Annotated in this window: 26 protein-coding genes and 1 tRNA gene; 11 read left to right on the top strand and 16 right to left on the bottom strand. The window is 38.8% G+C overall.

Going from position 1 to position 26,299, the window contains the following annotated elements; translation table 11 throughout:
- Nucleotides 1-37: 37 nt before the first annotated feature.
- From JM79_RS11450 to JM79_RS11470, 5 genes are all read left to right on the top strand, one after another.
- The gene (locus tag JM79_RS11450; RefSeq protein ID WP_141878275.1) at nucleotides 38-976 is read left to right on the top strand and encodes a DUF368 domain-containing protein; all 939 of its coding nucleotides are present in this window, start codon (nucleotides 38-40) and stop codon (nucleotides 974-976) included.
- Entirely contained in the window at nucleotides 963-1,979 is a 1,017-nt protein-coding gene (locus JM79_RS11455; RefSeq protein WP_141878276.1) for a DUF368 domain-containing protein, read from the top strand. Before JM79_RS11450 ends, JM79_RS11455 begins: the two co-directional genes overlap by 14 nt.
- Complete coding sequence (locus JM79_RS11460; RefSeq protein ID WP_141878277.1) at nucleotides 1,976-2,704, top strand: shikimate dehydrogenase; 729 nt, start codon at nucleotides 1,976-1,978, stop codon at nucleotides 2,702-2,704. The genes JM79_RS11455 and JM79_RS11460 overlap by 4 nt, the downstream gene beginning before the upstream one ends.
- 115 nt (nucleotides 2,705-2,819) lie before the next feature.
- On the top strand, nucleotides 2,820-5,096 hold the full coding sequence (locus JM79_RS11465; protein ID WP_141878278.1) for a DUF349 domain-containing protein: 2,277 nt from the start codon (nucleotides 2,820-2,822) through the stop codon (nucleotides 5,094-5,096).
- 159 nt (nucleotides 5,097-5,255) lie between these two features.
- Entirely contained in the window at nucleotides 5,256-5,627 is a 372-nt protein-coding gene (locus JM79_RS11470) for a DUF2200 family protein (RefSeq protein ID WP_141878279.1), read from the top strand.
- Nucleotides 5,628-6,074: 447 nt separating this feature from the next.
- Here JM79_RS11470 and mazG read toward each other — a convergent pair whose 3' ends face one another.
- From mazG to JM79_RS11495, 5 genes are all read right to left on the bottom strand, one after another.
- Nucleotides 6,075-6,848 (bottom strand): nucleoside triphosphate pyrophosphohydrolase, encoded by a 774-nt coding sequence (gene mazG, locus JM79_RS11475; protein ID WP_141878280.1) that lies wholly within the window; start codon nucleotides 6,846-6,848, stop codon nucleotides 6,075-6,077.
- Between the two features lie 62 nt (nucleotides 6,849-6,910).
- A complete protein-coding gene (locus JM79_RS11480; RefSeq protein ID WP_141878281.1) occupies nucleotides 6,911-7,312 on the bottom strand; it encodes a lipocalin family protein in 402 nt (133 codons plus the stop codon).
- A 92-nt stretch (nucleotides 7,313-7,404) separates the two neighbouring features.
- Nucleotides 7,405-7,480: transfer RNA gene (locus JM79_RS11485), tRNA-His, on the bottom strand.
- Nucleotides 7,481-7,540: 60 nt separating this feature from the next.
- A complete protein-coding gene (gene bshB1, locus JM79_RS11490) occupies nucleotides 7,541-8,257 on the bottom strand; it encodes a bacillithiol biosynthesis deacetylase BshB1 (RefSeq protein WP_141878282.1) in 717 nt (238 codons plus the stop codon).
- 6 nt (nucleotides 8,258-8,263) lie between these two features.
- Nucleotides 8,264-9,412, bottom strand: a complete 1,149-nt coding sequence (locus tag JM79_RS11495) for a PLP-dependent aspartate aminotransferase family protein (RefSeq protein WP_141878283.1) — start codon at nucleotides 9,410-9,412, stop codon at nucleotides 8,264-8,266.
- Nucleotides 9,413-9,580: 168 nt separating this feature from the next.
- Between JM79_RS11495 and JM79_RS11500 the strand changes: the two genes are divergently transcribed.
- Both JM79_RS11500 and JM79_RS11505 read left to right on the top strand, forming a co-directional pair.
- A complete protein-coding gene (locus JM79_RS11500) occupies nucleotides 9,581-10,627 on the top strand; it encodes an NAD(P)-dependent alcohol dehydrogenase (protein ID WP_141878284.1) in 1,047 nt (348 codons plus the stop codon).
- A gap of 2 nt (nucleotides 10,628-10,629) precedes the next feature.
- Entirely contained in the window at nucleotides 10,630-11,007 is a 378-nt protein-coding gene (locus tag JM79_RS11505) for a PH domain-containing protein (RefSeq protein ID WP_141878285.1), read from the top strand.
- Between the two features lie 65 nt (nucleotides 11,008-11,072).
- On the opposite strand, the gene JM79_RS11510 is transcribed toward JM79_RS11505, so the two are convergent.
- The 3 genes from JM79_RS11510 to JM79_RS16250 are packed head-to-tail and all read right to left on the bottom strand — an operon-like array spanning nucleotide 11,073 to nucleotide 13,063.
- Nucleotides 11,073-11,441 carry a DUF1622 domain-containing protein gene (locus JM79_RS11510; RefSeq protein WP_141878286.1) on the bottom strand — a complete coding sequence of 123 codons (369 nt, stop codon included), beginning with the start codon at nucleotides 11,439-11,441 and terminating at the stop codon, nucleotides 11,073-11,075.
- Nucleotides 11,442-11,444: 3 nt separating this feature from the next.
- Nucleotides 11,445-12,272 carry an alpha,alpha-trehalase gene (locus JM79_RS16245; protein ID WP_260443486.1) on the bottom strand — a complete coding sequence of 276 codons (828 nt, stop codon included), beginning with the start codon at nucleotides 12,270-12,272 and terminating at the stop codon, nucleotides 11,445-11,447.
- Nucleotides 12,269-13,063, bottom strand: coding sequence for a trehalase family glycosidase (locus JM79_RS16250; protein WP_260443424.1), 795 nt, complete (start codon nucleotides 13,061-13,063; stop codon nucleotides 12,269-12,271). The genes JM79_RS16245 and JM79_RS16250 overlap by 4 nt, the downstream gene beginning before the upstream one ends.
- Nucleotides 13,064-13,160: 97 nt before the next feature.
- On the opposite strand from JM79_RS16250, the gene JM79_RS11520 reads away from it, so the two are divergent.
- Both JM79_RS11520 and JM79_RS11525 read left to right on the top strand, forming a co-directional pair.
- Nucleotides 13,161-13,619, top strand: a complete 459-nt coding sequence (locus JM79_RS11520; protein WP_141878287.1) for a GNAT family N-acetyltransferase — start codon at nucleotides 13,161-13,163, stop codon at nucleotides 13,617-13,619.
- 61 nt (nucleotides 13,620-13,680) lie between these two features.
- Nucleotides 13,681-14,493, top strand: a complete 813-nt coding sequence (locus JM79_RS11525; protein ID WP_141878288.1) for an MBL fold metallo-hydrolase — start codon at nucleotides 13,681-13,683, stop codon at nucleotides 14,491-14,493.
- A gap of 480 nt (nucleotides 14,494-14,973) precedes the next feature.
- Here the strand turns inward: JM79_RS11525 and sucC are convergent, their stop codons facing one another.
- Nucleotides 14,974-16,167, bottom strand: coding sequence for an ADP-forming succinate--CoA ligase subunit beta (sucC, locus tag JM79_RS11530; protein ID WP_141878289.1), 1,194 nt, complete (start codon nucleotides 16,165-16,167; stop codon nucleotides 14,974-14,976).
- Nucleotides 16,168-16,393: 226 nt separating this feature from the next.
- Between sucC and JM79_RS11535 the strand changes: the two genes are divergently transcribed.
- Both JM79_RS11535 and lysA read left to right on the top strand, forming a co-directional pair.
- A complete protein-coding gene (locus tag JM79_RS11535; RefSeq protein ID WP_141878290.1) occupies nucleotides 16,394-17,563 on the top strand; it encodes an MFS transporter in 1,170 nt (389 codons plus the stop codon).
- A 102-nt stretch (nucleotides 17,564-17,665) separates the two neighbouring features.
- Nucleotides 17,666-18,904, top strand: coding sequence for a diaminopimelate decarboxylase (gene lysA / locus JM79_RS11540; RefSeq protein ID WP_141878291.1), 1,239 nt, complete (start codon nucleotides 17,666-17,668; stop codon nucleotides 18,902-18,904).
- On the opposite strand, the gene JM79_RS11545 is transcribed toward lysA, so the two are convergent.
- The 7 genes from JM79_RS11545 to JM79_RS11575 all read right to left on the bottom strand — a co-directional run bounded on the left by JM79_RS11545 (nucleotide 18,901) and on the right by JM79_RS11575 (nucleotide 26,147).
- A complete protein-coding gene (locus tag JM79_RS11545; RefSeq protein WP_141878292.1) occupies nucleotides 18,901-19,548 on the bottom strand; it encodes a hemolysin III family protein in 648 nt (215 codons plus the stop codon). The genes lysA and JM79_RS11545 overlap by 4 nt on opposite strands.
- A 54-nt stretch (nucleotides 19,549-19,602) precedes the next feature.
- Nucleotides 19,603-20,709: a histidine kinase gene (locus JM79_RS11550; protein ID WP_141878293.1), complete on the bottom strand. Its 1,107-nt coding sequence runs from the start codon at nucleotides 20,707-20,709 to the stop codon at nucleotides 19,603-19,605.
- Nucleotides 20,709-21,470 (bottom strand): LytTR family DNA-binding domain-containing protein, encoded by a 762-nt coding sequence (locus tag JM79_RS11555; protein ID WP_141878294.1) that lies wholly within the window; start codon nucleotides 21,468-21,470, stop codon nucleotides 20,709-20,711. Before JM79_RS11555 ends, JM79_RS11550 begins: the two co-directional genes overlap by 1 nt.
- Nucleotides 21,471-21,636: 166 nt before the next feature.
- Nucleotides 21,637-22,188 carry a hypothetical protein gene (locus tag JM79_RS11560; RefSeq protein ID WP_141878295.1) on the bottom strand — a complete coding sequence of 184 codons (552 nt, stop codon included), beginning with the start codon at nucleotides 22,186-22,188 and terminating at the stop codon, nucleotides 21,637-21,639.
- 255 nt (nucleotides 22,189-22,443) lie between these two features.
- Nucleotides 22,444-22,647: a hypothetical protein gene (locus JM79_RS11565; protein ID WP_141878296.1), complete on the bottom strand. Its 204-nt coding sequence runs from the start codon at nucleotides 22,645-22,647 to the stop codon at nucleotides 22,444-22,446.
- A 161-nt stretch (nucleotides 22,648-22,808) separates the two neighbouring features.
- On the bottom strand, nucleotides 22,809-24,698 hold the full coding sequence (serA, locus tag JM79_RS11570; protein ID WP_141878297.1) for a phosphoglycerate dehydrogenase: 1,890 nt from the start codon (nucleotides 24,696-24,698) through the stop codon (nucleotides 22,809-22,811).
- 204 nt (nucleotides 24,699-24,902) lie between these two features.
- On the bottom strand, nucleotides 24,903-26,147 hold the full coding sequence (locus JM79_RS11575; protein ID WP_141878298.1) for an NAD(P)/FAD-dependent oxidoreductase: 1,245 nt from the start codon (nucleotides 26,145-26,147) through the stop codon (nucleotides 24,903-24,905).
- Nucleotides 26,148-26,299: the final 152 nt, after the last annotated feature.

Raw genomic sequence — 26,299 nt, forward strand, 5'->3', positions numbered from 1 at the left:
ATTTTGCTACCTTTGAGCAAAATCATAAAATTCTAAGATGCAACGCAGTTTAGTGGACTATCTAAAGATAAGCCTTAAAGGAATGGCTATGGGAGCCGCAGATGTTGTTCCCGGAGTCTCCGGCGGTACTATCGCATTTATTTCAGGTATATATGAAGAGTTGATCACCACCATTAGTGGAGTGAATCTTGGATTGCTTTCCACCTGGAAGGCAGACGGCTTTAAGGCCATGTGGGAAGAGCTGAATGGTAATTTCATTGTAGCTCTTTTTGCAGGTATTCTCGTTAGCATATTTAGTGTGATGCGTGTAGCAAATTACTTGCTCGAGAATCATCCGGTTCTAATCTGGTCCTTTTTCTTTGGACTCGTGGTTGCCAGTATATGGTTTGTAGGTAAACAAATCCCAAAGTGGACCTGGAAGATCGTTTTAGCGCTGGTAATTGGTGCAGGGGTTGCGTTCTATATCGTTAGCCTGCCGCCACTTTCCGCCAGTAATTCCTATTTATTTTTATTCTTTGCCGGAGCACTTGCCGTTTGCGCAATGATCCTGCCTGGAATTTCTGGGGCTTTTATTCTGGTATTGCTAGGTGCTTATAAGTCGATTACAGAAGCAGCACATGATTTTGATCTGAAGACTATAGGTATTGTAGGTGTTGGAGCAGTTTTTGGATTGCTTACTTTTTCAAAGATCCTGAAATGGTTATTCGTTCATTACAGTAGTATTACTCTTGCGGTTCTTACCGGATTTATCGCTGGCTCACTGAACAAGATCTGGCCGTGGAAAGAAACTCTGGAAACTGCTATGTATGGTGAAAAAGAGGTTGTACTCAAGGAAGCTTCAGTATTGCCATGGAATTTCGACGGAGATCCACAAACACTATGGTCTGTCGTTCTTATGCTGGCCGGATTCTTCCTCATTTTAGGTCTGGAAATGCTGGCTGGTAATAAACCTGAAAATGCCAATGCAGCAAACTAGGACTTTCACAGATAAGTTCCTGCTGGTTCTTAAAGGCCTGGCTATGGGCGCTGCGAACAAGGTTCCTGGCGTGTCTGGCGGTGTTGTTGCCTTTGTTGCCGGATTCTATGAAGAGTTCATCTATTCATTACAAAAAGTAAACCTTAAAGCCTTTAAGCTTTTAATTTCTGGTAGATTCAGAAGCCTTTATCATTATATCAACGGAAAGTTCTTAATTCTGTTGATACTTGGGATGCTCATTAGCTATTTTAGCGTTTCCAAGATCCTGGATTATCTAATCATACATTACGAACTATACGTCTGGTCAGCATTCTTCGGAATGATCATTGGCTCCATTTATTACATTAGTAAGGACTTTGAAGACTGGGATCGTAACTCTATTGTATTTGCAGTACTCGGGATCATTGCCGGAATAGCCATTAGTTTCCTGGAACCCGCAAGAGAAAATGACAATCTCTGGTTTGTTTTTATCTGCGGAATGATAAGTGTATCGGGAATGACCCTTCCGGGCCTCTCAGGCAGCTTTATATTGATTCTAGTAGGGAATTACGTCCTGTTGCTGGTAGACTCTGTTAATGCGCTCTATGATACGATGGCAGACATCCTGATGATGGATTTCTCCTGGACCGGGAATGCAGAAAGAATTCAGATGCTTAAAGTACTGGCGGTATTCGCGATTGGGTCCCTGGCCGGACTGGTTTCATTGTCTCATTTGCTGGGATATGTACTCAAAACAAGAAAAAGAGAAACTTTTGCAGTCATCATTGGTTTTATCACGGGCTCCCTTGGAGTTGTATGGCCATGGAAGGAGAAAGTATACAAAATTGGAGAACAGGGTAAAGTTCTAATTGATAGGAACGGAAATAAGGTGATCGACAATTACGATCGATACTGGCCACAATTCGATCAGGTAGAAACTTTCGCGGCAATCTTCTGTATAGGAATAGGAATTAGCATTGTACTTGGACTCGCCTGGTACGAAAAAATTACTTCGGAAAAATGAGAACTTTTGGACTCGTTGGAAAAGACATAGATTATTCTTTTTCCAGAAACTACTTCAGCAAGAAATTCAGCAATAAAAATATCGATGCCAGGTATATCAATTTTGATCTTGAAAGCATTGATCAGTTTCCCGAAATTTTCAAAAATACCGAAGTTTCCGGATTGAATGTAACCATTCCCTACAAGGAAAAAGTAATTCCATTTCTAGATCATCTTGACTCTGAAGCGCAAAAAATAGGCGCTGTGAATACCATTAAAATTTCTGAAAGCGGTGAGCTCACTGGCTATAATACAGACCATTTTGGCTTTAAAAAAGCACTGGAAAATCACTTGGAAAGTTTCCATAGCTCTGCTCTTATCCTGGGGACCGGAGGAGCTTCAAAAGCCGTCGCTTATGCTCTTGACAAACTGTCAGTTCCCTACCAGTTTATCTCCAGAAATTCTTCAGAAAATACGCTATCATATAGTGAACTAAGCGTTGAAGTAATTAGTCATAACAAACTGGTAATTAATACAACACCTCTAGGTACTTCTCCTGAAACCGACCGTTATCCAGATATTCCTCTCGAGGGTATTTCCAACCAGCATATCATCTTTGATCTTATCTATAATCCGGAAGAAACCAAGCTCATGAAGTTAGCTTCTGAACGTGGTGCAAAAACCCTAAATGGTTATAAAATGTTGGAACTACAGGCTGAAAAAAGCTGGTCCATCTGGAATTCTTAATTCGACTCTCAAAACTTCATTCTGTTTATAAATAGAATCATTCCCTTGTCCAATTTTAGTGGAGTTGTTATCTTTCAGAATAATTCGATTTTGAAGAACCCTAACATTGAAAGATATGTCCACTACAGAAAATGATAACAAGAAAAATGAAATGTCTGAGAACCAGGAAAAGGACTCCAAACAGACCTCCGGTTCCACAGATCATTCTTTGAATGACCCGAACGATAATTCTGCAAAACTTCAGCAGGAAACTGAACGAAAAGGTGATGATGGGACCGATCATGAAGATGCGATCGTTCATGAATCTGCTTCAGGAAAGGCAACTTCAGATCAAAAGAAAATAGAAAAAACTGATCCAGATAAAGATCCTTATACGGCCATGGAAGGAGACGGAGATACTTATCCTGTGAAGAAGAACAATGAATCTGTAGAACCTGAAAACAAATCTATTCGAAAAGTTTCAGAATCTACAGATCATGAAGATGCGATCGTTTCAGAATCTGAAAACAGAAAAACGGCGGCAAATACTGAAGAACAGGATGACGATCTTGATAGTGATATTGGTGAAGCAGTTGTTGGAGAGAATCAGAAAGGCAGCGGGAGTCATGAGGAAGACATGGAGAACTCTGTTGCTGAAGAAAGTGAAGATGAAAGCGCTGGTGAACGACACACTATAGAGAAAAAAGATTACCACTCCATGAGCAAGGAAGCACTTGTTGAGGAACTGGAAAGACTGCTGAAAACCGAGAAGGTTCAGGCGATCAAAGAACATGTACAGGAGATCAGAACTGAATTCAATGCTAAGTTCGATGAGGAAATGGAAGAGAAAAAGGAAGAGTTTCTTGCTGAAGGCGGGAATATAATTGACTTCCACTACTCTACTCCACTTAACAAACAATTTAGTTCGACATACTTTGATTATCGTGAGAAGCGGAATGATTATTATAAACGCCTTAAAAAAGACCTCAACCAAAACCTGAATATACGCTTAGAGCTTATTGAGGAATTGAAGGGACTTCTGGGTGTTGAGGAAAATATCAATACTACTTACAATCATTTCAAGGAAATTCAGGATAAATGGCGTACCGCCGGACCTATTCCAAGAGATCGTTATAATAATGTATGGAACACATACCATCATCATGTGGAGAATTTCTATGATTTTCTGCATTTAAACCGGGAATTCAGAGACCTGGATTTTAAACATAATCTAGAGCAAAAGCTTAAGGTTATAGACCGTGCTGAAGAATTAGCGCAGGAAAAAGACACGAATCGTTCTTTCCGGGAGTTGCAGATGCTGCACAAAATGTGGAAGGAAGAGCTTGGACCTGTGGCGAAGGAGTATCGGGAAGACATCTGGAAGCGATTTAGCGCAGCTACAAAAGATATTCACGATAAGCGTCAGGCATATTTTTCTCAGCTGGACGAACAGTACGAGAAGAACTGGGAGACAAAAAGAGATATCATTATCAAGATCAAGGAAATTGCAGAACAGGATTTTGATAGCCATAATAAATGGCAGCAAAGTATCAAACAGATCGAAGCTCTGCGAGAAGAATTCTTCAAGGCTGGGAAAGTTCCAAGAAACAAGAACCAGGAAACCTGGAATGAGTTCAAGGAGCATGTTCGTAAATTCAATCGTAAGAAAAATGCTTACTACAAGAATTTAAAGAAGGAGCAATATGATAATCTGGAGCAAAAGAAAGAACTAATCAAGATTGCAGAAGACAATATGAATAGTGATGACTTTAAAACGGTCACACCTCTCATGAAGAAGATCCAGAACGATTGGAAGAAAGTTGGACATGTACCCCGAAAGGATAGTGATAAGGTCTGGAAACAGTTTAAAAAGGCCTGTAATCATTATTTTGATCGCATGCACGCCCAGAAAAATGAAGAGAATAAGGATGAAGTAGAAGCTTTCGAAAAGAAAAAGGCCCTATTGGACGAAGTAAAATCCCTGGAACTAGCTGGCACTAAAAAGGAAAACCTTGCCGCTATCAAGGATAAGATCAATTCCTGGAAGGAAGTGGGTCGTGTACCTTATAATAAAAGATTTATAGAAGGAAAGTTTAATAAAGCGCTAGATCAACTCTTTAAAAAGCTTGATGTTGATAACACCAAGGCAGAGATGATGAAGTACGAGAACAAGATCCAGGCTCTTGATGATGCCGATGATGATAAGAAGATCAGGAACGAACACTATTTCCTTACCAAGAAGATCGAAGAAACCAAAGCTGAGATAAGACAACTCGAGAACAATTTACAGTTCTTCAGTAATGTAGATGATGATAATCCACTGGTACAGGATGTACACAAGAATATCGCTCAGCACAAAGCCGACCTGGAAGTATGGCAGGAAAAACTTGCGAAGATTAAGACCTTGTACTAGTTAAAGTTCAATATTATAGCCTGTAAAATTTTAGTGATCGAGTAAGTATAAAAACTTAGCCTGATCGAAGTTTTACAGGCTATAGTTTTTTAAAGAATCAGCAAACTAGCTATCCCGTTCGCGTCTCATACCCTATATAGTAACTAGCAATTATAAAAGATGGCAGTAGTAACAGCAGAAAAGAATGAGCAAATTGCGAAAATGAATTTTGGCGCTGTTTATCCGCATTACCTGAATAGAATAAAGAAGCACGGTAGAACTAAAGATGAACTTGACTTTGTTATTTCGTGGCTAACGGGTTATGATCAGGATACATTGGAATCCTTTATTGGCGGTACTGGTACTTTTGATGATTTTTTTGAAGGAGCCAGTATCCACAAAAACGCACACATGATCAATGGAGTCGTATGCGGTTATCGTATTGAAGATATTCCTGAAGAATTTGCTTTGTATCGCGATTGCAGAAAAATGGAAAAGTTAATCGATGAATTAGCCAAAGGCCGAAAGATGGAAAAGATCTTGAGGCGCTAATAAGAATCGGAGTTACACTGATTATAGCACTGACTATCACTAAATGCTAGTCTTCCCTCAATTAGGTAATCTCTTCGGAAATTTCAATGTGGTCGGTCCTTGTACATTTAAGTGCTTATCTAAGGCCAAAACTCACAGAGGAGTCTTTATATGCTCTTAAAGAAGTAAAAGTTTGCGCAAATATCACTTCAAAAATCAAAACGAATGGCTATCTAAATCTTTACACTTTCTTCGGAAGTAGTTATTCTTGCGGCTAGAGTTGCAGATCCTATACTCAAAGTCTTAGGTATCCAAGCATATATCCAAAAGTTTAAGGAAATTTTGAGGTAATCTGAAAAGGTTGAGAAAAATTGAAAGTTTGATAAGAATAAATTCTAATAAATTTTGTTTTTCATTTCTGAAAACTACTTTTACTAGATAAGATGACCAGGAAAATCTATAGTCTATTTATACTTTCTTAGCCTCGTTCCAGAATACATCCATTTCGGCTAGACTCATATCTTTTAGCGCTTTACCCTGCTCTGCCGCTTTACCTTCCAGATACTGAAATCGTTTTATAAATTTTTTATTGGTACGTTCTAAAGCGTTTTCAGGATTCACTTTTAGAAAACGTGCATAGTTGATCATAGAAAATAGTACATCACCAAATTCTGCTTCGATTAGATCACTGTTATTATCTGTAACTTCGTCTTCCAGCTCCTTGAGTTCTTCCTGAAGTTTTTCGAATACCTGTTTGGGTTCTTCCCAGTCAAATCCTACTCCTGCAACTTTATCCTGTATCCTGTTGGCTTTGACCATTGCCGGCAATGATCTAGGCACTCCTTCGAGAACACTTTTCTTGCCTTCTTTTAATTTCAGGTTTTCCCAGTTCCGCTTAACTTCTTCTTCATCTGCAACGACTACATCCCCGTAAATATGGGGGTGGCGGTCTATAAGTTTATCACAGATTCCATTCGCAACATCTGCAATGTCAAAATCGTTAGTCTCACTTCCAATCTTCGAATAAAACACAAGATGTAATAAGACGTCTCCTAGCTCTTTCCGAATCTCCTCCATGTCTTTGTCCAGAATGGCATCGCCAAGCTCGTAGGTTTCTTCAATTGTAAGATGACGCAATGATTCCATGGTTTGTTTACAATCCCAGGGACATTTTTCCCGGAGCTCATCCATGATGGTTAATAATCTATCAAAAGCCTGAAGTTGATCTTGCCTGGAATTCATACTGAAATACGATTTTTTCAAAAGTAATATATCAAAACCGTATGATGAACATGAACTGAAGTTTATTGCTTACGATATCTGTAAATGCAAGCTTCTATACAACCTATGTAACTTATCTCCATTTCGCTTTCAGTAATGCTTACTACCCTAAAGGAGCGCATACTTTCCGTGTCATTCGTACAAGTGAATGAAAGTGTGTTTTCATCAAGATCGAGATTATAGGTTCCTGTTGGACATTCATCCTGGGTAGCATTAAAATTACCATTTGGAGAAAATGTATATTCTCTACCGTTTTCAACGGTTTGCCAGGTTGTCTCACCACCCGGACTTACATATGCGTCAGTCATTTTCCAGGTTCCTGAAAGACTATCTACCGTAAGATCTACGATTAACAGGCTATCATCACTACTGCTGCAGCTACTTAAAAAAATGGACGCGACGAAAAGAATTATTAATTTTCTCATTATTTCATTGATTTGATTCAATAGGTAGATGCAAATAATTGAGAAAGGTTGCGTAAACAAAAAAAGCTTCTCATTTATGAGAAGCTTTGTGAGGGTGGAAGACCGGTTTCGAACCGGCGACCTCCGGAACCACAATCCGGCGCTCTAACCAGCTGAGCTACAACCACCATTTGATTAGCGGTTGCAAATGTAAGTTATTTGTACAATTCAGCAAAGAAAAATTTTCAATTAAATTAGGTCAAATATAGAATCCACTGCTACATAACGATCTACATTATAACCTTCGGCATGTTCAGTATTAATAAGCCTTCCCATATCCTGGGCCCGATAAGTAATGCTATCCAGGAAGTTACTGCTGGAAATTGGAGTTTCAGGCTCTTTACTATCTTCAATGTAGAATTGAGACCTGTAAGCTTTTACCGAATCAATTTTTTTATCCAGAAAGCCTGTAATATCCACTACAAAATCTGGTTTTAGATTCTTCCATTGGATATAATGGAAAACGTGCTTTGGTCGCCATGCGTTTTGGTTCTCACCATTCATAATAGTTTCAATCTTACGCAAACCACTCAGAAAGCAAGCATCACTAATTAATTTCGCAGCCTTTCCATGATCAATATGCCTGTCATCAACCGCATTACATAGCACAATCTCTGGCTGGTATTTTCTAATCATTTTAATGATCTCCATTTGATGAGAGGCGTTGTTTGTAAAAAAAGCATCGCTAAATTCAAGATTTTCGCGAACCTCAACTCCTAAAACCTCGGCTGCAGCGGCTGCTTCCTGATCACGAATCTCTGCAGTTCCCCTTGTACCAAGTTCTCCCCTGGTGAGATCAAGAATTCCAACCTTTTTTCCTCGACTAATCTCTTTTGCAATGGTTCCAGCACAACTTAATTCCACATCATCTGGGTGTGCGCCAATCGCAAGTATATCTAATTTCATAAAATTTTATTTGGTATTTGCTATTGCCTGCTCAAGGTCTTGTTTAATGTCTTCAAACTCTTCGATACCCACAGAGAATCTCAATAGATTATCCTTGATCCCTTGCTGTGCTCTTTCTTCCTCTGTCAGCAGACCATGACTGGTTTTCGAAGGTAAAAGAATGGTACTTTCCACACCGGCAAGGCTCATGGAGGGTTTAATTAGTTTCAGGGATTTCATAAAATGCTGCACATCGATCTCAGCATTTAACTCGAAAGACATCATTCCGCCGAAACCAGACATTTGCTTTGCTGCCAGTTCGTGATCTGGATGATCTTTTAAACCAGGATAATAAACGTTCGCGACACTGGAATGAGCTGTTAAAAATTCAGCCAGTTGCATAGCATTTGAATTCTGGGCTTTTACACGCAAACCCATGGTCTTAATACTTCTTTCCAGTAACCAGACCGTATAATCACTTAAGTTTCCGCCGAAATTCTTCGCCATTTGAAAGATCCTGTCGATATGTGCTTCTGAACTTATTGCAGTTCCAGCCAGGATATCACTATGGCCTCCCATATATTTTGTTGCAGAGTGTAAAACGATATCTATTCCCATATCCAAAGGGTTCTGGTTCACCGGTGAAGCAAATGTATTATCGATCATACTCACAAGTCCGTGCTTTTTGGCCAGACCTGCAACTCCTTTGATATCTGTGATCTTCAACAGAGGATTCGATGGTGTCTCGATATAAATTACCTTCGTATTTTCCTTAATTTCAGACTCCAATGAAGCTATTGATGAATCTTTAGCGAACGTATATTCTATCCCGAATTTAGCGAACTCCTCTACCGCTAGGTTACTTGTTCCCCCATAAAGGGCATCTGGAAATACAACGTGATCACCAGATCTCAAAAATGCCATTAACGAAGTGCTTACTGCTGCCATCCCACTACCAAAGATCAAAGCAGCTTCTCCGTGCTCCAATGCAGCCATCTTTTTAGCAAGGGCTACCTGGTTTGGAGTATTAAAATATCTGGGATAACGCTTGGTCTCCACATCTTCAAATGCATAGGAAGTTGCCATATAAAGAGGAGAAACCGCTCCCTTAAACTGAGTGTCTTCCAGTTCTCCAGTATGTGTACATATCGTATTGATTCCTTTAGAATCGCTCATAATTTAGAATTCAAAATTGAGCACCTAAGGTACTAAGAATTCTTTGAAAGCAATGGACTACAGGAAACTTGACCTACGTCAATTCAGCGCGTTAAGAATAGTTAAACCTGTACACCACATCATCTTTAGCAGTTATAAATTAAGTAACTTTCAGCAAAAGAGAATAAAATGAAAAATGTAAAAGCTTACGGCGCAAAGTCGAATGATGCAGATCTTAATATGATGGAGATCGAACGCAGGGACATTCTTGCAAATGACGTGAAGATCGAAATCGATTATTGTGGAGTTTGTCATAGCGATATACACCAGGTTAGAAATGATTGGGGCAATAGTAAATATCCAGTGGTCCCAGGCCATGAAATTATTGGTCGCGTAGTAGAAGTTGGCTCAGACGTAAAAAACTTTAAGCAAGGTGATCTTGTTGGAGTTGGATGTATGGTGGACTCCTGCCAGGAGTGTAAATCTTGTGAAGATGGTCTTGAGCAATATTGCGAAAATGGAATGACCGCTACTTATAATGGTAAGGATAAGCATTTAGGTGGTCATACTTTCGGAGGATATTCTGAAATGGTGGTGGTACGAGAAAAATTTGTACTGAAGGTTCCTGAAAACCTGGATACAAAAGCCGTTGCACCATTATTATGTGCAGGAATTACGACATGGTCTCCACTTAGACAATGGAATGTAAAAAAAGGTGATAAAGTTGGAGTTGTTGGACTGGGAGGTCTGGGACATATGGGTGTTAAGTTTGCTCACGCATTGGGAGCTCACGTTGTGATGATCACTACCTCTCCTGCTAAAGCCGAAGATGCTAAATCCCTGGGTGCAGATGAAGTTTTGATCTCGAAGGACGAAGCAGAAATGAAGAAACATGCGAATTCATTCGATTTTATTCTGAATACTGTTCCTGTTGGACATGATACAAATCCTTATGTTGCCTTACTGAAAAGAGATGCGACAATGACTTTAGTGGGCGCGATCGATGAAGTAGATATTCATGGTGGCGGACTTATCATGGGTAGAAAAAGACTTGCAGGTTCATTAATTGGCGGAATCAAGGAAACGCAGGAAATGCTAGATTTCTGTGGAGAGCATAACATTGTTTCAGATATTGAAATGATCGATATGGACTTTATAAATACTGCTTTCGACAGAGTTGTAAAATCTGATGTTAAGTATAGATTTGTAATCGATATGAAATCATTAAAAAATTAATTATGGGTCTACTGTCCTCATTGCTTGGTAATGCCGGTGCTATAGAAAATTCAGTTATTCAGGAGAAATATGGCAAGTTGCTAATTGATTCTGAAGAAGTTATTGCTGGTTTTAAGATCATTCGAGATACTTTCATTTTCACTAACAAACGACTGATCATTGTAGATGTGCAGGGATTAACCGGAAGTAAGATTGAATATTTCTCAGTTCTATACAAAAGCATAACACGTTTTAGCGTGGAAACTGCTGGAAGTTTTGATCTGGATGCAGAACTTAAGATCTGGATTTCCGGGGAACAATCACCCAGTATTTCAAAGAGATTCAATAAGAAAGTTGATATCTATGAAGTTCAGAAATTACTTGCTGAGTATACTTTATAAAGCAGGATAGTCAGATATTTATAAGAAAAGCCACTGATATTCAGTGGCTTTTTTCATGTACAGGTTTAAGCTTCCTGATCCAGCCTGTTCTCTTTTTCCTTCCTTTGCCATGGAAATCTACCTTCAATCTCCAGTTCAATGGAAAGACTCAAAAATGTTCTTATCAGGACGATGATCCCTAATGAGATAACCTCATACAGCGTTGGTTTTGTTACTACGGTTGCTATAATATCCGCAGCAACCAGGATTTCAAGTCCGAGCAGAATAGCTTTTCCCAATTCCTGTCTTAATAATTTGTAAGATCTGACTCCTTTATTTTGCTTGGCTAGTAAATATTTGAATAATGCTACGATCGTTCCCAGAAGTATTACCACAACTCCGGTTACTTCTATAAACTTTGCCGCATACTCGATATACAAACTTATGTTTTCCATAAACTATTCTTCTGAAGATAATTTTTTATAAACTCCGTTAGTCCAGCCAAACCCATCCTGGGTTGGATATTCCCCTCCTCCACTTTCTTTGGAAAGATCCATAACATTATACTTCTCGGTCATCTTGTAGGTTCGATCGTAAACTGCGCTATTTACATCAAGCCATCTGCTCTTTATTTCTTCGGAAAGTTCCAGATGCTTATAATTTCTTAGACCCTGAATAGAGATCCACTGCAATGGAGCCCATCCATTTGGTGCATCCCATTGCTGTCCGGTATTATATGGCGTGGTTACAACTCCACCCGGTTTCAGGAAGTCTTCTTGGATCTTTGCAGCTACTTTGTTAGCCTGCATTTCATCTGCGATCTGGAAAAATAAAGGGTACATTGCAGCCAGAGATAGGTTTCCCGTAAATTCCTGCTTTCGAAAATTGTAATCCTGAAAGAACTCCATTTCAGGATCCCAGAAAAAATTTGCGATTGCCTTTTGTCGTTTTTCTGCCAGCTTCGCATAACTAGCCGACAATTCTTTTTTGCCTGAAATTTTTGCTGCCTTAGAGATGGTCTTTTCGAGTTGGTAAAGCAACGAATTTAGATCAACCGGAAGAATGGAAGTGGTTTGAATACTCGAAAGTTCAAATTCATTTCGCTTATTTTTGACCAGCCATCTGCTTGAATAATCCCAACCAGACTCCGCCCCTGCTCTAAGATTACGATAAACATCCTCTTTCTTGAGCATTGCATTGGCTTTCATTGCAATTTCCGCAGTTTTTACATCTTCACGATAACTTTCTGGTCTTGGAGTTGCGAATTTATCATAATAGCGGTTCAGGACAGTTCCACCTTCAGCTTAACGACTCTATTACTAGCGTTCCCTGGTTTGAGTTCATTATTTCCCTTCATCCAGAACTGATGTTCTCTCACCAATGCATTTAAAAACTCGGCATAAACCTGCTCGCCTTCAATATCAGCCAGAATATCGACCATAAGAGAAAAGAACGGTGGTTGAGATCTTCCGAGGTAATAAGTACGATTCCCATTCGGAATAAAGCCTAGTTCATCAATAAGGAATGCGAAATTTACCACCATGTTCCTGATGACCTCATTTTCACCATCTACCTGCAATCCTAACATGGTAAAATAGCTATCCCAGTAATAAACTTCACGAAATCTACCACCCGGCACTATATAATCATTTGGCAACGGAATAAGAGTTCCCGAAATACTATCATTTGCAGGCCTTTTCAGCACTTCCCATAAACTCTTTATGTGATTACCTATCTGCAGACTATCGCTTTTGAAGTCCAGATCGGCTTCAGGAATACTAAAATGTTGATCCAGAAAGGTTTTCATTCCCGAAACGGTAGTATCTTCCAGCATATCATATCGTTGCCGTATAAGGCCTACACTATATTTAGGAGTCGCATCAACAAAAGTCTTACTGTCCTCGAATATGGCCCGGGTTTGTACATCGTAGAATAAATTTCCGTAGAGCTCGGCTGGTGGCAGTATATTAATTTCCTGGTCATCATTGGCAACAACGGTATCCTCACTGGACTTACAACTATTGAACATAATTAGTAAGCATAGCAGGAATAACTTAAAATATCTTCGGAAGTTCATATAGATGTGTTTACGATGTATAAATATAAATAAATTGAGAACTGAAAAGCGTGGCTACTCAAAGCTTCTTTATATTTTTGACCCATAACTAATGATTATGGAGATACTCAACTGGGATAAAAAGTACGCGGAAGAATTTGAAAAAATGAATCTTCACTGGCTGAATGAATTCTTTTATGTGGAACCACATGATGAAGAGGTTTTAGGAAAACAAGAAAAATATATCATTGAGCCAGGCGGAAAGATCTTCTTTGTAAGAAAAGACGAAACTATCGTAGCCTGTGTAGCTTTAATGAAGATGGAAGATGATATTTACGAGCTCACGAAAATGGCGGTTAAACCAGCATTTCGAGGTCAGAAGATCGGACACTTTCTAATTGACCATACCATACAGTTTGCAAAAAATAGTGGCTGGGATAAATTGATCATTTACTCTAGTCGCAAACTGGAAAACGCCATCCATTTGTATCGTAAATATGGATTCGAAGAAATTCCTATTGAAGAAAATAATCCCTATGCCCGTGGTGATATTAAAATGTCATTAATCCTTTCATAATTCTTTATTAAACCAAATAGCTAAAGTCATGTCCAGCCTTATCTTAGGCCAAAAATTGACTATGAAAAATGTAGCTACTCTAATTGCCGCAGGTTTATTGCTTGTTGGTTGTAAAGATCAAGGTAATGAAAAGGATAACATGATGAACGACACTCTTGCAGAGAAAAATGCAGAGATGAGTGAGATGCCTCTTCAGGAAACCATGGACCTAGAGATCGAACCTATTTCTCATGCCACAGCAGTTTTCAAATGGGGCGATAAGACCTTTTACACAGATCCCGTAGGTGGAGCAGAAGCTTTTGTTGATAAGGATAGACCTGATTTTATTTTGATCACAGACATTCATGGAGACCATATGAATGCTGAAACGCTGAAAGCCATTGGTTTGGACAGTGTAACCGTCATTGTACCACAGGCCGTAAAGGATAAATTACCTGCAGATCTGAAAGCTGAATATGTAATAATGGATAATGGAGACTCCAAAGAAATTATGGGTTTCAATATCAAGGCAATACCAATGTACAATTTACCTCAGTCTAAAGATGCTATGCATGTGAAAGGTCGTGGTAATGGATATATTATTGAGAATAATGGGAAGAGACTATATATTTCAGGTGATACGGAAGATATTCCGGAAATGAGAAACCTTAAGAATATCGATGTTGCATTAGTATCTATGAATCTACCTTATACCATGCCAGTAGATCGTGCGGCAAAAGGTGTGTTAGCCTTCAAACCAAAAAAAGTAATTCCATACCATTACCGTGGTAAAAATGGACTTTCTGATGTTAAAGAATTTAAGAAATTAGTAAACGAAGGAAATTCTGATATTGAAGTGGAACTAATGAACTGGTACCCGGAAAGATCGAAGTAGAAGAAATCTGAAAACAAGAAGTCGCTCTTCAGATTAATACGCTTGAAATTTTTGTAAAATTTTTAGTTGGCTAAAACAAATTCAACAATTATTTAATCAAGCAAGAACATTAATCTGGGAAGCGACTTTTAAGTTATTGATTCTCATATTATTAAATATAAGGTTTCCTGTTTATTTAGAACGAGTCTTTTTTAACTCAATTGTTCTCAACCAGTAATTTTTAGAAAACTTTATGATTTAGCGGTTTTAAGATCTGAACTTTTCATTGCAATAAATTGACTTTCTAAATCTCTAATACCCAGGTTCCATCCTACTTTAATGAAAATAAGTTTTATTATACATCAGGGAATAGAACTAGATACTCAGAAATAAAATTGGGAACTATGATATTAGTTTAAGTAAAACAATTCATAACGCATAACATATAAAAACAAAAAACCCGGCCACTTGGCCGGGTTTTTCTATAATATGAATGAGTTACTAGGAAAGTACTTCCTGAACTTTATCTGCAGCTTCCTGGAATTGTACCGCACTGTAAACTTTAAGTCCGCTATTATCGATAAGTTCCTTAGCGATATCTGCGTTTGTTCCTTGCAATCTAACAATGATTGGCACATTCATAGCGTCTCCCATATTCTTGGAAGCGTCTACGATACCCTGAGCAACACGGTCACATCTTACGATTCCTCCAAAGATATTCACCAGGATTGCTTCTACTTTGTCATCTTTCAAGATCAGTCTGAAAGCTTCTTCTACTCTCTTAGCATCAGCTGTTCCACCAACATCAAGGAAGTTAGCCGGCTCTCCACCTGCTTGTTTAATAAGGTCCATAGTTGCCATTGCAAGTCCTGCACCGTTAACCATACACCCAACGTTACCGTCAAGATCTACGTAGTTAAGTCCAACTTCTCTTGCTTCAACTTCAGTAGCATTCTCTTCACGAACATCACGCATTTCAGCATAATCCTTATGACGGAAAAGTGCATTATCATCTAATGTTACCTTAGCATCTACTGCCATGATCTTATCATCACTCGTTTTCAACACAGGGTTGATCTCGAAAAGTGAAGAGTCAGATTTTTCAAAAGCTTCATATAAAGACATTACGAATTTGGTCATTTCTTTAAATGCCTTTCCGCTAAGTCCAAGATTGAAAGCGATTCTACGCGCCTGGAATCCAAGCAATCCTGTAGAAGGATCAATCTCTTCAGTAAATATAAGGTCTGGAGTTTCTTCAGCAACAGTTTCGATATCCATTCCACCTTCAGTAGAATACATGATCATGTTACGTCCGGTAGCCCTGTTTAAAAGAACAGACATATAATATTCTTCCGGTTCACTGTCTCCAGGATAGTAAACATCTTCAGCAACTAAAACCTGGTGTACCTTTTTCCCTTCCGCAGAAGTTTGAGGAGTTACAAGATTCATCCCGATGATCTCTCCGGCGATTTCTTCAACTTCCTTCAGGTTTTTGGCAAGTTTTACACCACCACCTTTACCACGTCCACCAGCATGAACCTGTGCTTTGATCACATGCCATCCAGTCCCGGTTTGCTCGGTAAGTGCTTTCGCAGCATCTACTGCTTCTTTAGCGTTTGTTGCTACGGTTCCACGTTGAATGCGGACTCCAAAGCTGCTCAAAATTTCTTTTCCTTGATATTCGTGTATATTCATAATCAGCTATTTCTTCTGTATTTATTATGGAAAGCAAAAGTAACAAATACATACTATTGTACCAATCTTTTTTGAGCTTCTTAACGATAGGCTAATAGTCGGAAAATCTTATGCTGCAGGGCTTTCAGAATATCTACGGAAAAACGAAAAGGTTATCGCAGAAAACTGAAGTAAATCTGGTGAGACTTTCGATTCTCACCTAAATTTGATCTTTTAATTATTTCTCATGAAGAAGGCATTACTGGCGCTGGCAATTGGAGGTTTTGGAATAGGAATGACAGAATTTGTGATCATGGGAATTTTGCCTGAGATCGCTAATGCTCTGGAAGTTTCCATCCCGGTCGCAGGACATTTTATCTCGGCGTATGCTCTTGGGGTAGTCGTTGGCGCTCCCCTGCTTACCATCTTCGGAAATAAATGGCCGCCTCAAAAGACACTTTTAGGTTTGATGGTATGGTTTACCATATTCAATACGCTTTCAGCATTTGCAGATTCCTACGAGCTTCTAATGCTCGCCAGGTTCCTGTCCGGTCTTCCTCATGGTGCATTCTTCGGAATTGGCGCTGTAGTGGCAGGAAAACTCGCCCGTCCCGGGAAAGAAGCTCAGGCAATTGCAATGATGTTCACCGGACTTACGGTGGCCAATGTGATCGGGGTTCCACTTGGGACCTGGTTAGGACAGAACTTCAGCTGGGGAATTGCATTTCTTGCGGTTGGTGTAGTTGGGATTTGTGCAATGCTAAGTATAAAATTCTGGATGCCGGAAGTGAAAATTGCCAACGCCGGCGGAATGAAAGAAGAATTAAGATTACTTCGGAAACCAGAACTCTGGATGGTTATCCTTTTAACTACTATTGGAACTGGTGGTTTTTTCGCCTGGTACAGCTATATAGCTCCGCTAATTACAGATGTTGCCGGTCATTCTGAAGGTGTTGTAAGTTATGCGATGATCCTTGCAGGTCTAGGAATGGTCGCCGGAAACTTTCTGGGTGCGAAACTGGCTGAGATGTTCAGTCCGATCAAAGCAGTTATTATAGCGCTGATCCTGATGGTCACCGCGCTTATAGTGAATACTTTTGTTGCCTATGATCAAATTGGAGTGCTCATTACTACGTTCATTATTCCTGTGATCGCATTTTGTATCGCCACACCTATACAAATGGCCGTCATCAATACAGCAAAAGGCTCTGAGATGTTGGGTTCTTCGCTTAATCAAAGTGCATTTAACATGGGAAATGCCAGTGGAGCCTATCTTGCCGGTCTACCTATCGCTTATGGGTACGGCATTGTATCTGCTCAATATGTGGGAGCTGCTATGGCTGGAATTGGAATTATTATAGGAATTAGCGTCATTTATATGCGCAAAAGACAGGCAGCGCTTCAGACTACTGCATAGGAATATACATATTTAACAAAAGGTATAAATTGGTTATATTTAAATTTGATCTAGGGTAACTATTACAAAACACTGTAGTTTTACGCCAAATTAGGATTAGAAATGACACATAAGGATCTACTTTCTGTAGCAGATGATTTTGGCAGCCCGGTTTACGTGTATGATGCTGAAAAAATTACTTCTCAATATCAAAGATTAACCAATGCATTTAAGGTTGATGAACTAAGAATACACTACGCAGTAAAAGCACTTTCCAATATTTCGATCCTTAAGTTACTTAATTCTCTGGGTTGTGGCTTGGATACCGTATCTATTCAGGAAGTAAAACTGGGAATACAAGCAGGTGTTTCTCCTCAAAAGATCATATACACTCCTAATGGTGTTTCCCTGGAAGAAATCGAGGAAGTGGTTCAACTCGGAGCCCAGATCAACATAGATAATCTTTCCATCCTGGAACAGTTTGGTAGCAGGCATCCTGAGATTCCTGTTTGCATTCGTATTAATCCTCATGTAATGGCGGGTGGAAATTCAAAAATTTCTGTTGGACATATTGATTCCAAATTCGGGATCAGTATTCACCAGATGCCACATTTGTTGAGAATTGTAGAAAACACAGGAATGCACATTAACGGTATTCATATGCATACTGGAAGTGATATTCTTGATATTGGAGTTTTCCTACATGCTTCAGAAATTCTTTTTGAAGCAGCAAGAAACTTTAAAGAACTTGAATTCATAGATTTTGGAAGTGGTTTCAAAGTTCCTTACCGTCCTGGCGATATAGAAACCGATATTGAAGATCTGGGTGAACAACTCACCCAAAAGTTTAAGGCTTTTTGTAAGGAATACGGTCGTGATCTTGCACTCGCTTTTGAACCTGGAAAATACCTGGTAAGTGACGCCGGGAAATTCCTGGCGAAAGTAAATGTGATCAAACAAACCACGTCAACTGTTTTTGCAGGAATCGATTCTGGATTTAATCATCTAATCCGGCCCATGTTTTATGGATCACATCACGAAATTACCAATATTAGTAATCCGGAAGCCAAGAACAGGTTCTACAGTGTCGTAGGCTATATTTGCGAAACCGATACTTTTGGAAATAACCGGCGTATTTCTGAAATAAGGGAAGGCGACATTCTTAGCTTCAGCAATGCCGGAGCTTATTGTTTTAGTATGGCCAGCAATTTTAATTCTAGATTGAGGCCTGCGGAAGTATTATGGTACAACAACCAGGCTCATTTAATTAGAGAACGTGAAGTTTTTGAAGATCTTACCAGGCATCAGATCGAACTTGATTTTGAAACTAGAGAAACTGAAGTTTCAGAAGTTCAGAATTAAACCACGTATAGGTAAATTGATATAAAATGGGAGAATGTTCCCATGAGTACGAAGACATGGAAGATAGCATGGTTAAAAGGTATTTTCTTTAGCATGAAAAGTATAGCTCCTATGGTATAGGAAACTCCTCCAGCTCCCAGCCACCATAAACCTTCAGTACTCAGATTTTCTATCATGGAATTTCCGGCGAAAACGATAATCCAGCCCATCGCAACATACATGATAGTTGAGAGCAGCTGATATTTACCCGTAAAGAAAAATTTCAGAATTATTCCCGCCAGTGCGATCAGCCAGACGGTCCAGAGTATGATATTACCAACCAGGCCGGGTAAACTAATGACTGCAAAAGGTGTATAGGTGCCAGCGATCAAAACATAAATTGATGCGTGATCCAGAATATTCAATCTGGCTCTCTTTTGATGATCTTTAGCGCTATGATACAAAGTACTCGCCGCATACAACAGGATCATACTGGCACCAAATACTGAAAAACTTACAAGATAAGCGGAAGAATCAAATTCTAATGCGCGCTGGATAAGCAGGTAAAGTGCGACTATACTCAGCAAAAAGCCGATGCCGTGGGAAATTATATTCAGTCGTTCCTCTTCTGGTGGATAGTATTTAGGCTCCATGCTTTTTTCCATGGAGCAAAATTAATCTTTTTAAGAAATTCTTTCTAGAATTCTAATAGAAACCAGTTATGCAGGAATTTTCACTAAGGTTTCTACTCCATTCCCATCTGCCCTGTTCCTGATTTCAAAGATGTACTTGTCCTTATACAAATTTCTCAAACGATCATCAATATTTCTTAAACCAACGCCCTTTTCAAGCAGTTCTTTGTGAGTAAGTTTTAAAGGTTCTCCATCATTTTCAACTCTAATGATCAGATAACCTCCTTCTTCACGTATCTTAATCAGGATATGAAGATTTGTATGATCATAAGAATATCCATGCTTGATAGAGTTTTCTATCATTGGCTGTAGTAACATTGCCGGAATCTTCTTCAGCAGTAGTGAGTCGTCAATATCCTTTTCTATACTGAGATGATCTGAAAACCGAACATTCAGAATATTGAGATAATATTCCAGGATCCTGAGTTCCTCATCAAGGCTAATGCGGTTTCTATCACTATGGTAAAGGATCTCTCGTAGAAAATCGCTTAGATCTGCAATTGTATCCTTCGCTTTGTTACTATCCAGATCTGTTAACACGGCAATACTATTAAGCGTATTGAACAGAAAATGTGGTTGTAATTGCGAGGAAAGCATACGCATCCTGGTGTTCATTAACTGACTTTCCAGTTTCGAATGTCGTTTTTCTGCCTCTTTTACCTGGCGGAGATAATAGTAAGTATAGATGATAAAAATCATCGCAAAATAGATCAGAAAATTCAGGTCAAGCACATAGACAAACGCGTTTACACTCTTCCGAAGATCAAATTCTGCAAGGCTTATTCTTCCTGCAAGTATGGAATAGAAATCAAATACAAGCCTGATAATAAGGCCTATTAATATCGAGAACATGGTGTGTATGGAAATGATCTTTACCCATGAATAGTTCTTATTTAGAAACCTCTTTGTACTAATCGCAATGAGCGTCATATAGCTGACTACGATGATGTAATCAAAAAGCATATTATAAATAAGAAAGTCAGGCCAGCTGAAGTGTTGCATTTCCTTGGGCATGAACTCTTGCATATACGCCGTTTTGGCTATATGTATGAAGTCAAACATCAGGTAGAATCCTGCGAGTAAACGGACCAGCTTGAAGTCTATATACTTTTGTTTTAGTTCATGAAGACTCATTAGATTCCAATTTTTTCAAGAAATTCCTTCTTATGAGATTTGCTTACATGCAGTAATTCACCACATGTCATTTTTGCATCGATCTCAGAATAATCTGAATGTATAATCTCATGTACAAAATTGAGATTTACGATAGTAGACCTGTGGATCCTGATAAAATTATGATCCAGGATTTCTTCAAGGTTGTTTAATGATTCTCTCAGAACATGCTTCTTACCTTCCACATAAATTTCAGCATAATAACCAGATGCCTGTATATAATGTATTTCCCGGGGATCTACCAGTGAAGTTTTATTGCCTTGCTTAATAGGGATTTTTGCCACCGAATTCAGATGCAGGTTACTTTTAGAATATTCATGAAATAGTTCTACGAGTCGTTTTTCAAAATTCTCTTCAGCTTCAGAAGTAGTCGTGTTCAGAACCTTTGCAATTGTTTTAAAAAATCTTTCGTCCTTGAAAGGCTTCAGAAGAAAATCAAATGCCTCCGCATCAAAGGCTTTAAGGGCATACGTGTCATAGGCCGTGACAAAAATCACGATTGGTTTGGGTTGAATTTCGATCTTCTTGAGCACATCAAAACCATTCATATCTTTCATGTTAATATCCAGAAAAATAAGGTCAGGTTTGTCTCGGTTAATTTTTTCTATAGCAGTTTTGCCATTGGAACACTCACCAAGAATGTCTATTTGCGATACATCTTCCAGTAGATTAAGAACACGTTTTCGGGCTAGTTCCTCATCATCGATGATTAAAGCTTTCATAAAAAATGTTATTTGGCCACTACAAGTTATGATTATTTCCAATAAGTCAAATTGCCTGAGCTTGTGGTAATTATTGATCTATAAGCTAACGAATCTGTGATTGCTGAATAAAGGGCTATCGAACTTTATCCGACAGCCCTCTGACTAACTAACTACTAACCTGTTTTTAATTACTTGCGACCGACACTCTAGTAATTGTACTCGGATCCAATTTAACCGTTCGTTTTTGATTTGCATTTTCCAACCTGATCTTATAAATTTCCCTGTCCAGGAACTCTCCTTTTCCAGAAGCTACGTATTTATTCGAAATCATGGTCCAGCCTTTATTAGAACTATAAAGTTCTGATCTTAATGCTGCTGGTAAAGCGATATTTTTGAATTTCTGACTGGTTTTTTGCAACGCCCCTTTTTTGTCGAATTCAGCTGCCAGGTAACCCTTGCTGCTTCTAAAGGTTACCTGATAGGAAACAAAGTCCTCTTCTGCCAGTTCGTCCAGCATCGCAGTGATATCGAGATTGGAGCGCATAAAGGCGATTGGATCTTTCTCAAATTCTCCGGATTGTTTTTCGGTTACGGAGTAAGTAAAACCATCGCCAGATTTGACAAAATTAGATTTGTTAGTTTCCAGACGAACCTCAGCTTCGTCTAATTCAATTTCCTGTGCGTTTCCAAATGCTGTTATTGCGATTAGCAATAATGAAATAAATAAAGTCTTCATAATGTACGTTTTTTGAATGATGAATAATGATTTATTGATATCACTAAACTACATTCAAACAACAATTACAATTGACTCAATGATCTGGAGCACAGTTTTCTGGAACTGAAGACTGAGAAAAAAGATTTAAGTTGAAAAGGAGGGTAAAGGAGAGCAAGATGAAAGAAACTAGTTGTTCACCGCTCTAAAATAATGTTTCACAATGTATTCTAAGCTAACGACAGCTTTATAGTTAGGAAATGGAAATTTTCTTTATTAATCAAGATCCATCATTGGACCTGATCTGAATATAGTAGCAGATGTCATTCGCTTTCGAACTTTACGGAGTGAACTCAATTCCCGTTTGTAAGATTTAATAAGCTTTTCCTGCCTGGAATTGTCTTTTCTCAACTGGTAATAAATAGCTCCGATAATGGTAATTGCTGCACCCAATACTGAACAAAATAATGTAGTATCCATTTTGTCTGTTTTAGAAGTTAAATCTTTTGGGGGGGATCTATAAAGATAAGTTTCAAAGCCACTTAACTTCTTAAAATTGAGTTAATTAACGTCGATGAAGAACAAAAAAAAGAGATCAATTATATCATGATCTCTTTTATAAACTTCATATTAAATGTCAATTAATATAGCACACGGAATCTAATTGTCCCCTGTATACCTTTCAATTCCTTGATCACCACCTCATCGTAAGCCTTATCTATATCTGTAATCACATAACCTATGGTTTCATTGGTTTTTAGATACTGTCCAACAATATTGATATCGTTGGCCGCAAGTATTCTGTTTATATGAGCTATGATCCCAGGTTTGTTATGGTGAATATGAATAAGCCTGTGAGCATTTTCAAGAATTGGGAGTTGTAAATTCGGGAAATTCACCGAGTTTGTAGTACTTCCCGTGTTAATGTAATTAATGATCTTTCCTGGTACAAAATTTCCTATATTTTCCTGAGCTTCTTCCGTAGAACCTCCAATATGCGGAGTAAGAATAAGATTAGGTAAACCTCTTAACGGTGATTCAAATTCTTCCTGGTTCGTTTTAGGCTCTTTTGGAAAAACGTCTACTCCTGCTCCAATGATTCTATTGCTTTCAATATGTTTTCGCAGCGCATCTACATCAACCACCTGCCCCCTGGCGAGATTCAGGAAAACACTTCCTTCCTTCATCCATCCAAACTGTTTATCGCCGATCATATTGGTATTTTCCTTGCGACCGTCAACATGCAGGGTCACAATATCAACTTTTTCGAATAGCTCTTTCAAACTATTGCATTTAGTGGCATTCCCCAAAGCAAGTCTCTCCACTAGATCATAATAATAAACATCGAAACCTATCGCTTCTGCTACTACAGATAATTGCGATCCAATGTTCCCGTAACCAACGATTCCCAGTTTCTTTCCACGGGTTTCATAGCTACCTTTGGCAGATTTGTTCCATTCCCCTCGGTGCATTTCTGCAATTCTATCGGGCAGATTTCTCATTAAAAAAATGATCTCTCCTATCGCCAGTTCCACTACAGACCTGGTATTGCTATACGGCGCATTAAAAACTGCAACTCCTTTTTTAAGGCAGGCTTCCAGATCGATCTGGTTAGTACCAATACAAAAAGCGCCAACTGCGATGAGTCGGTTTGCATTTTCAAGCACTTTTTCAGTAAGATTGGTCTTAGACCTGATCCCAAGAATGGAGACATCTTTGATCTTTTCTGCAAGTTCCTGCTCATCCAGAGCACCAGAAACTGTCTCTACATTGTAACCTTCTTCCTTCATAATGGCAACGGCATCTGCATGCACATTTTCAAGAAGTAGTACTTTAATTCTGTTCTTAGGGTATGATATTGCTTTGTTCATTTTGTGTAAGTATAGAAATTCGTCCAGACTGGGAGTTACATGATCAGCTTTTTCAAGCACCTCCCCACGTTGAACATTTTCAGTAAAAGCGTAAAATTTATTGGCCAGTCCTGCCGCCTTGATCTCGTAATCGTTGTAGCCATCGCCAATTACATAAACGTCACCCTGTAGATCCATCTGCTTTAGCAGGGCGACCTTACCGTTGCTTGAAGATAATACATTATCTCTGTCAAACCCCGTTATATGACCGTTTTCAGAAGTAAAAGTATTCGCATATACATTTTCTTCCCTAACTCCAAGTTCCTTTACTATTGGAACAATGATCTCCTTAAAACCATTGGAAATTATATAGATATGGTCCTTGTTCTCCTGGAAGAAGGCTTCATTTCTCACAAAAGAAACAGATACCTTGCTTTTTAGATCTTCGATCACTGGAGGAATCATATTCATATCTGCTTCCAGGATCTCGAGTCTTTTTTCCAGAGATTCTCTAAAACCTATCTTTCCTGCCATTGCTAGATCTGTAAGCTCGGTTAATCGATGCAGTTTCTGATCCTTTTCAGGATGAGATTTTAGACTGATCTCGCCCAGAACATCCAATGCTTCCACTTGCGTGAAAGTGCTGTCAAAATCAATTACATAATGTCGGTTCTCCTTCATAGCAGGATTCAATTCGGTTGAAATTATTTATAAAACTAGTTGTTTTCTGCAGATTTAAAAATGACTAATTCCTTCTAATTTTACTGAATTAGCATATTCTCAATTTCAGTTTAAAATTTTGATTTAATCTGAAAAACGAAAGCACAATCAAGGTTTTGCCTGATATTAATTCAATCATTCAGAAAAGAATTCAATCTTAAGTTGTTATCCTTCCAGTACTTCCATCACTCCTAAGGCTGCGCGCTCACCACTAAGCATAGCTGCATTCTGGGAACCATTCAGCAGTTGATCTCCGGCAAGGAAAACCTGTGTACTCAAGCGGGCCTCCGTAGATTGCAGTTCATACTGAATATCTTTCAAGTCTGGAAGCGCCTTTGGAATATAGAAGTGTTTTAAAAATTTGATCGTTTTAATGCCAAATTCAAACTTTAGTTCTTCTGAAACTTTCTCAACCAATTCTTCTTCGCTGTATTCTACATCGCGTACAATGGTTGCTGATAATAGCTTTCCTTCTGAAGTGTTATTATTTGAAATTGATGAGTGGTAAAAGATATTATTGACCAGTTTCTCTTTATCAGATTGCAAACCTATGATCGCATCCCCGATTACATCCTCTTCCACGGTAAAATATAGACATCGACATGATTTCCAGTCCTGGTTTTGCCCCCGAAGATTCGCTACTATCGAACTTGCTTCTGTTGCAATAATGGTAAAATGAGATTTCACTTGCTCGCCATTTTCCAGGGTCAGCACATCATCAGTTACTTGTTTGATCCTGGAATTAAAATTCACCTTGGTAGTCTTCAGCCTTTTATAAAGTTGCATTGGGATCGCATTAATTCCATCTTTCGGGATCACCGCGTCTCCTTCCCCAAACATTTTATAGACGAACTCAAACATTCTGCTGGAAGTATTCAAATCTGGTTCGAGAAAGATTCCGGAGAAAAAAGGTCTGAAAAAATTACTGATCATCTTTTCTGAAAATCCTCTATTCTGAAGGTATTCCAGCGTAGTGGTTTCTTCTTTACTGAAAATTTCCTGAAGGCTTAGTTTCTTAAGTTCAAGGTTAAGTTTAAGCACTTTGAATTTATCTGAAATGGAACCGATACTAGAGAAAATCGTCGGAAATAATGCCGAAATATCCCTGGTAGGATCTCCAATCCTGGTACTTTCACGCTTATTGAAGATAACTGCGCCAGGCTTCAACTTTTGAAGTTGCAATGCTTCGAGATCAAGATATTGCTGAACTTTTGGATACTGACCCAACATTACCTGGAAACCTCTGTCCAGCTGGTATCCATCCACCTCAAATGTTCGCAACCTTCCTCCTACATGACTTTCAGCTTCATAGATTGTAGGTTGATAGCCATGATCTTCAAGCACCCTGGCTGCAACGAGTCCGCTTAAACCAGCTCCAATAATATTAATACTGTAATCTTCTTTTTCCATAACAACTCAAATGTAAAACTAAAAAGCAGCAGAAGGTTCTATAGAATTGTTAACATTCTCAAGATTACTACATTAATATCCCTGGCCGCCAGCAGATCTTTATTACAGAAATTGTTGGTAAAAACCTGCTATTTTAAATGCTTCCGGCTTTC

Origin of the sequence: Gramella sp. Hel_I_59 (assembly GCF_006714895.1) — a bacterium.
GTDB lineage: Bacteria > Bacteroidota > Bacteroidia > Flavobacteriales > Flavobacteriaceae > Christiangramia.

Bases quoted from the DNA above. Each gene is read 5' to 3' on its own strand.
- JM79_RS11550 (WP_141878293.1), bottom strand. From the start codon at position 20,709: ATGAGTCTTCATGAACTAAAACAAAAGTATATAGACTTCAAGCTGGTC.
- JM79_RS11500 (WP_141878284.1), top strand. From the start codon at position 9,581: ATGAAAAATGTAAAAGCTTACGGCGCAAAGTCGAATGATGCAGATCTT.
- JM79_RS16250 (WP_260443424.1), bottom strand. From the start codon at position 13,063: ATGAACTTCCGAAGATATTTTAAGTTATTCCTGCTATGCTTACTAATT.
- JM79_RS11450 (WP_141878275.1), top strand. From the start codon at position 38: ATGCAACGCAGTTTAGTGGACTATCTAAAGATAAGCCTTAAAGGAATG.
- JM79_RS11565 (WP_141878296.1), bottom strand. From the start codon at position 22,647: ATGGATACTACATTATTTTGTTCAGTATTGGGTGCAGCAATTACCATT.
- JM79_RS11575 (WP_141878298.1), bottom strand. From the start codon at position 26,147: ATGGAAAAAGAAGATTACAGTATTAATATTATTGGAGCTGGTTTAAGC.
- bshB1 (WP_141878282.1), bottom strand. From the start codon at position 8,257: ATGAAATTAGATATACTTGCGATTGGCGCACACCCAGATGATGTGGAA.
- JM79_RS11545 (WP_141878292.1), bottom strand. From the start codon at position 19,548: ATGGAAAAAAGCATGGAGCCTAAATACTATCCACCAGAAGAGGAACGA.
- serA (WP_141878297.1), bottom strand. From the start codon at position 24,698: ATGAAGGAGAACCGACATTATGTAATTGATTTTGACAGCACTTTCACG.
- JM79_RS11465 (WP_141878278.1), top strand. From the start codon at position 2,820: ATGTCCACTACAGAAAATGATAACAAGAAAAATGAAATGTCTGAGAAC.
- JM79_RS11460 (WP_141878277.1), top strand. From the start codon at position 1,976: ATGAGAACTTTTGGACTCGTTGGAAAAGACATAGATTATTCTTTTTCC.
- JM79_RS11470 (WP_141878279.1), top strand. From the start codon at position 5,256: ATGGCAGTAGTAACAGCAGAAAAGAATGAGCAAATTGCGAAAATGAAT.
- JM79_RS11520 (WP_141878287.1), top strand. From the start codon at position 13,161: ATGGAGATACTCAACTGGGATAAAAAGTACGCGGAAGAATTTGAAAAA.
- lysA (WP_141878291.1), top strand. From the start codon at position 17,666: ATGACACATAAGGATCTACTTTCTGTAGCAGATGATTTTGGCAGCCCG.
- JM79_RS11495 (WP_141878283.1), bottom strand. From the start codon at position 9,412: ATGAGCGATTCTAAAGGAATCAATACGATATGTACACATACTGGAGAA.
- JM79_RS11555 (WP_141878294.1), bottom strand. From the start codon at position 21,470: ATGAAAGCTTTAATCATCGATGATGAGGAACTAGCCCGAAAACGTGTT.
- JM79_RS11535 (WP_141878290.1), top strand. From the start codon at position 16,394: ATGAAGAAGGCATTACTGGCGCTGGCAATTGGAGGTTTTGGAATAGGA.
- JM79_RS11455 (WP_141878276.1), top strand. From the start codon at position 963: ATGCAGCAAACTAGGACTTTCACAGATAAGTTCCTGCTGGTTCTTAAA.
- JM79_RS11480 (WP_141878281.1), bottom strand. From the start codon at position 7,312: ATGAGAAAATTAATAATTCTTTTCGTCGCGTCCATTTTTTTAAGTAGC.
- JM79_RS11560 (WP_141878295.1), bottom strand. From the start codon at position 22,188: ATGAAGACTTTATTTATTTCATTATTGCTAATCGCAATAACAGCATTT.
- sucC (WP_141878289.1), bottom strand. From the start codon at position 16,167: ATGAATATACACGAATATCAAGGAAAAGAAATTTTGAGCAGCTTTGGA.
- JM79_RS11525 (WP_141878288.1), top strand. From the start codon at position 13,681: ATGAAAAATGTAGCTACTCTAATTGCCGCAGGTTTATTGCTTGTTGGT.
- mazG (WP_141878280.1), bottom strand. From the start codon at position 6,848: ATGAATTCCAGGCAAGATCAACTTCAGGCTTTTGATAGATTATTAACC.
- JM79_RS11505 (WP_141878285.1), top strand. From the start codon at position 10,630: ATGGGTCTACTGTCCTCATTGCTTGGTAATGCCGGTGCTATAGAAAAT.
- JM79_RS11510 (WP_141878286.1), bottom strand. From the start codon at position 11,441: ATGGAAAACATAAGTTTGTATATCGAGTATGCGGCAAAGTTTATAGAA.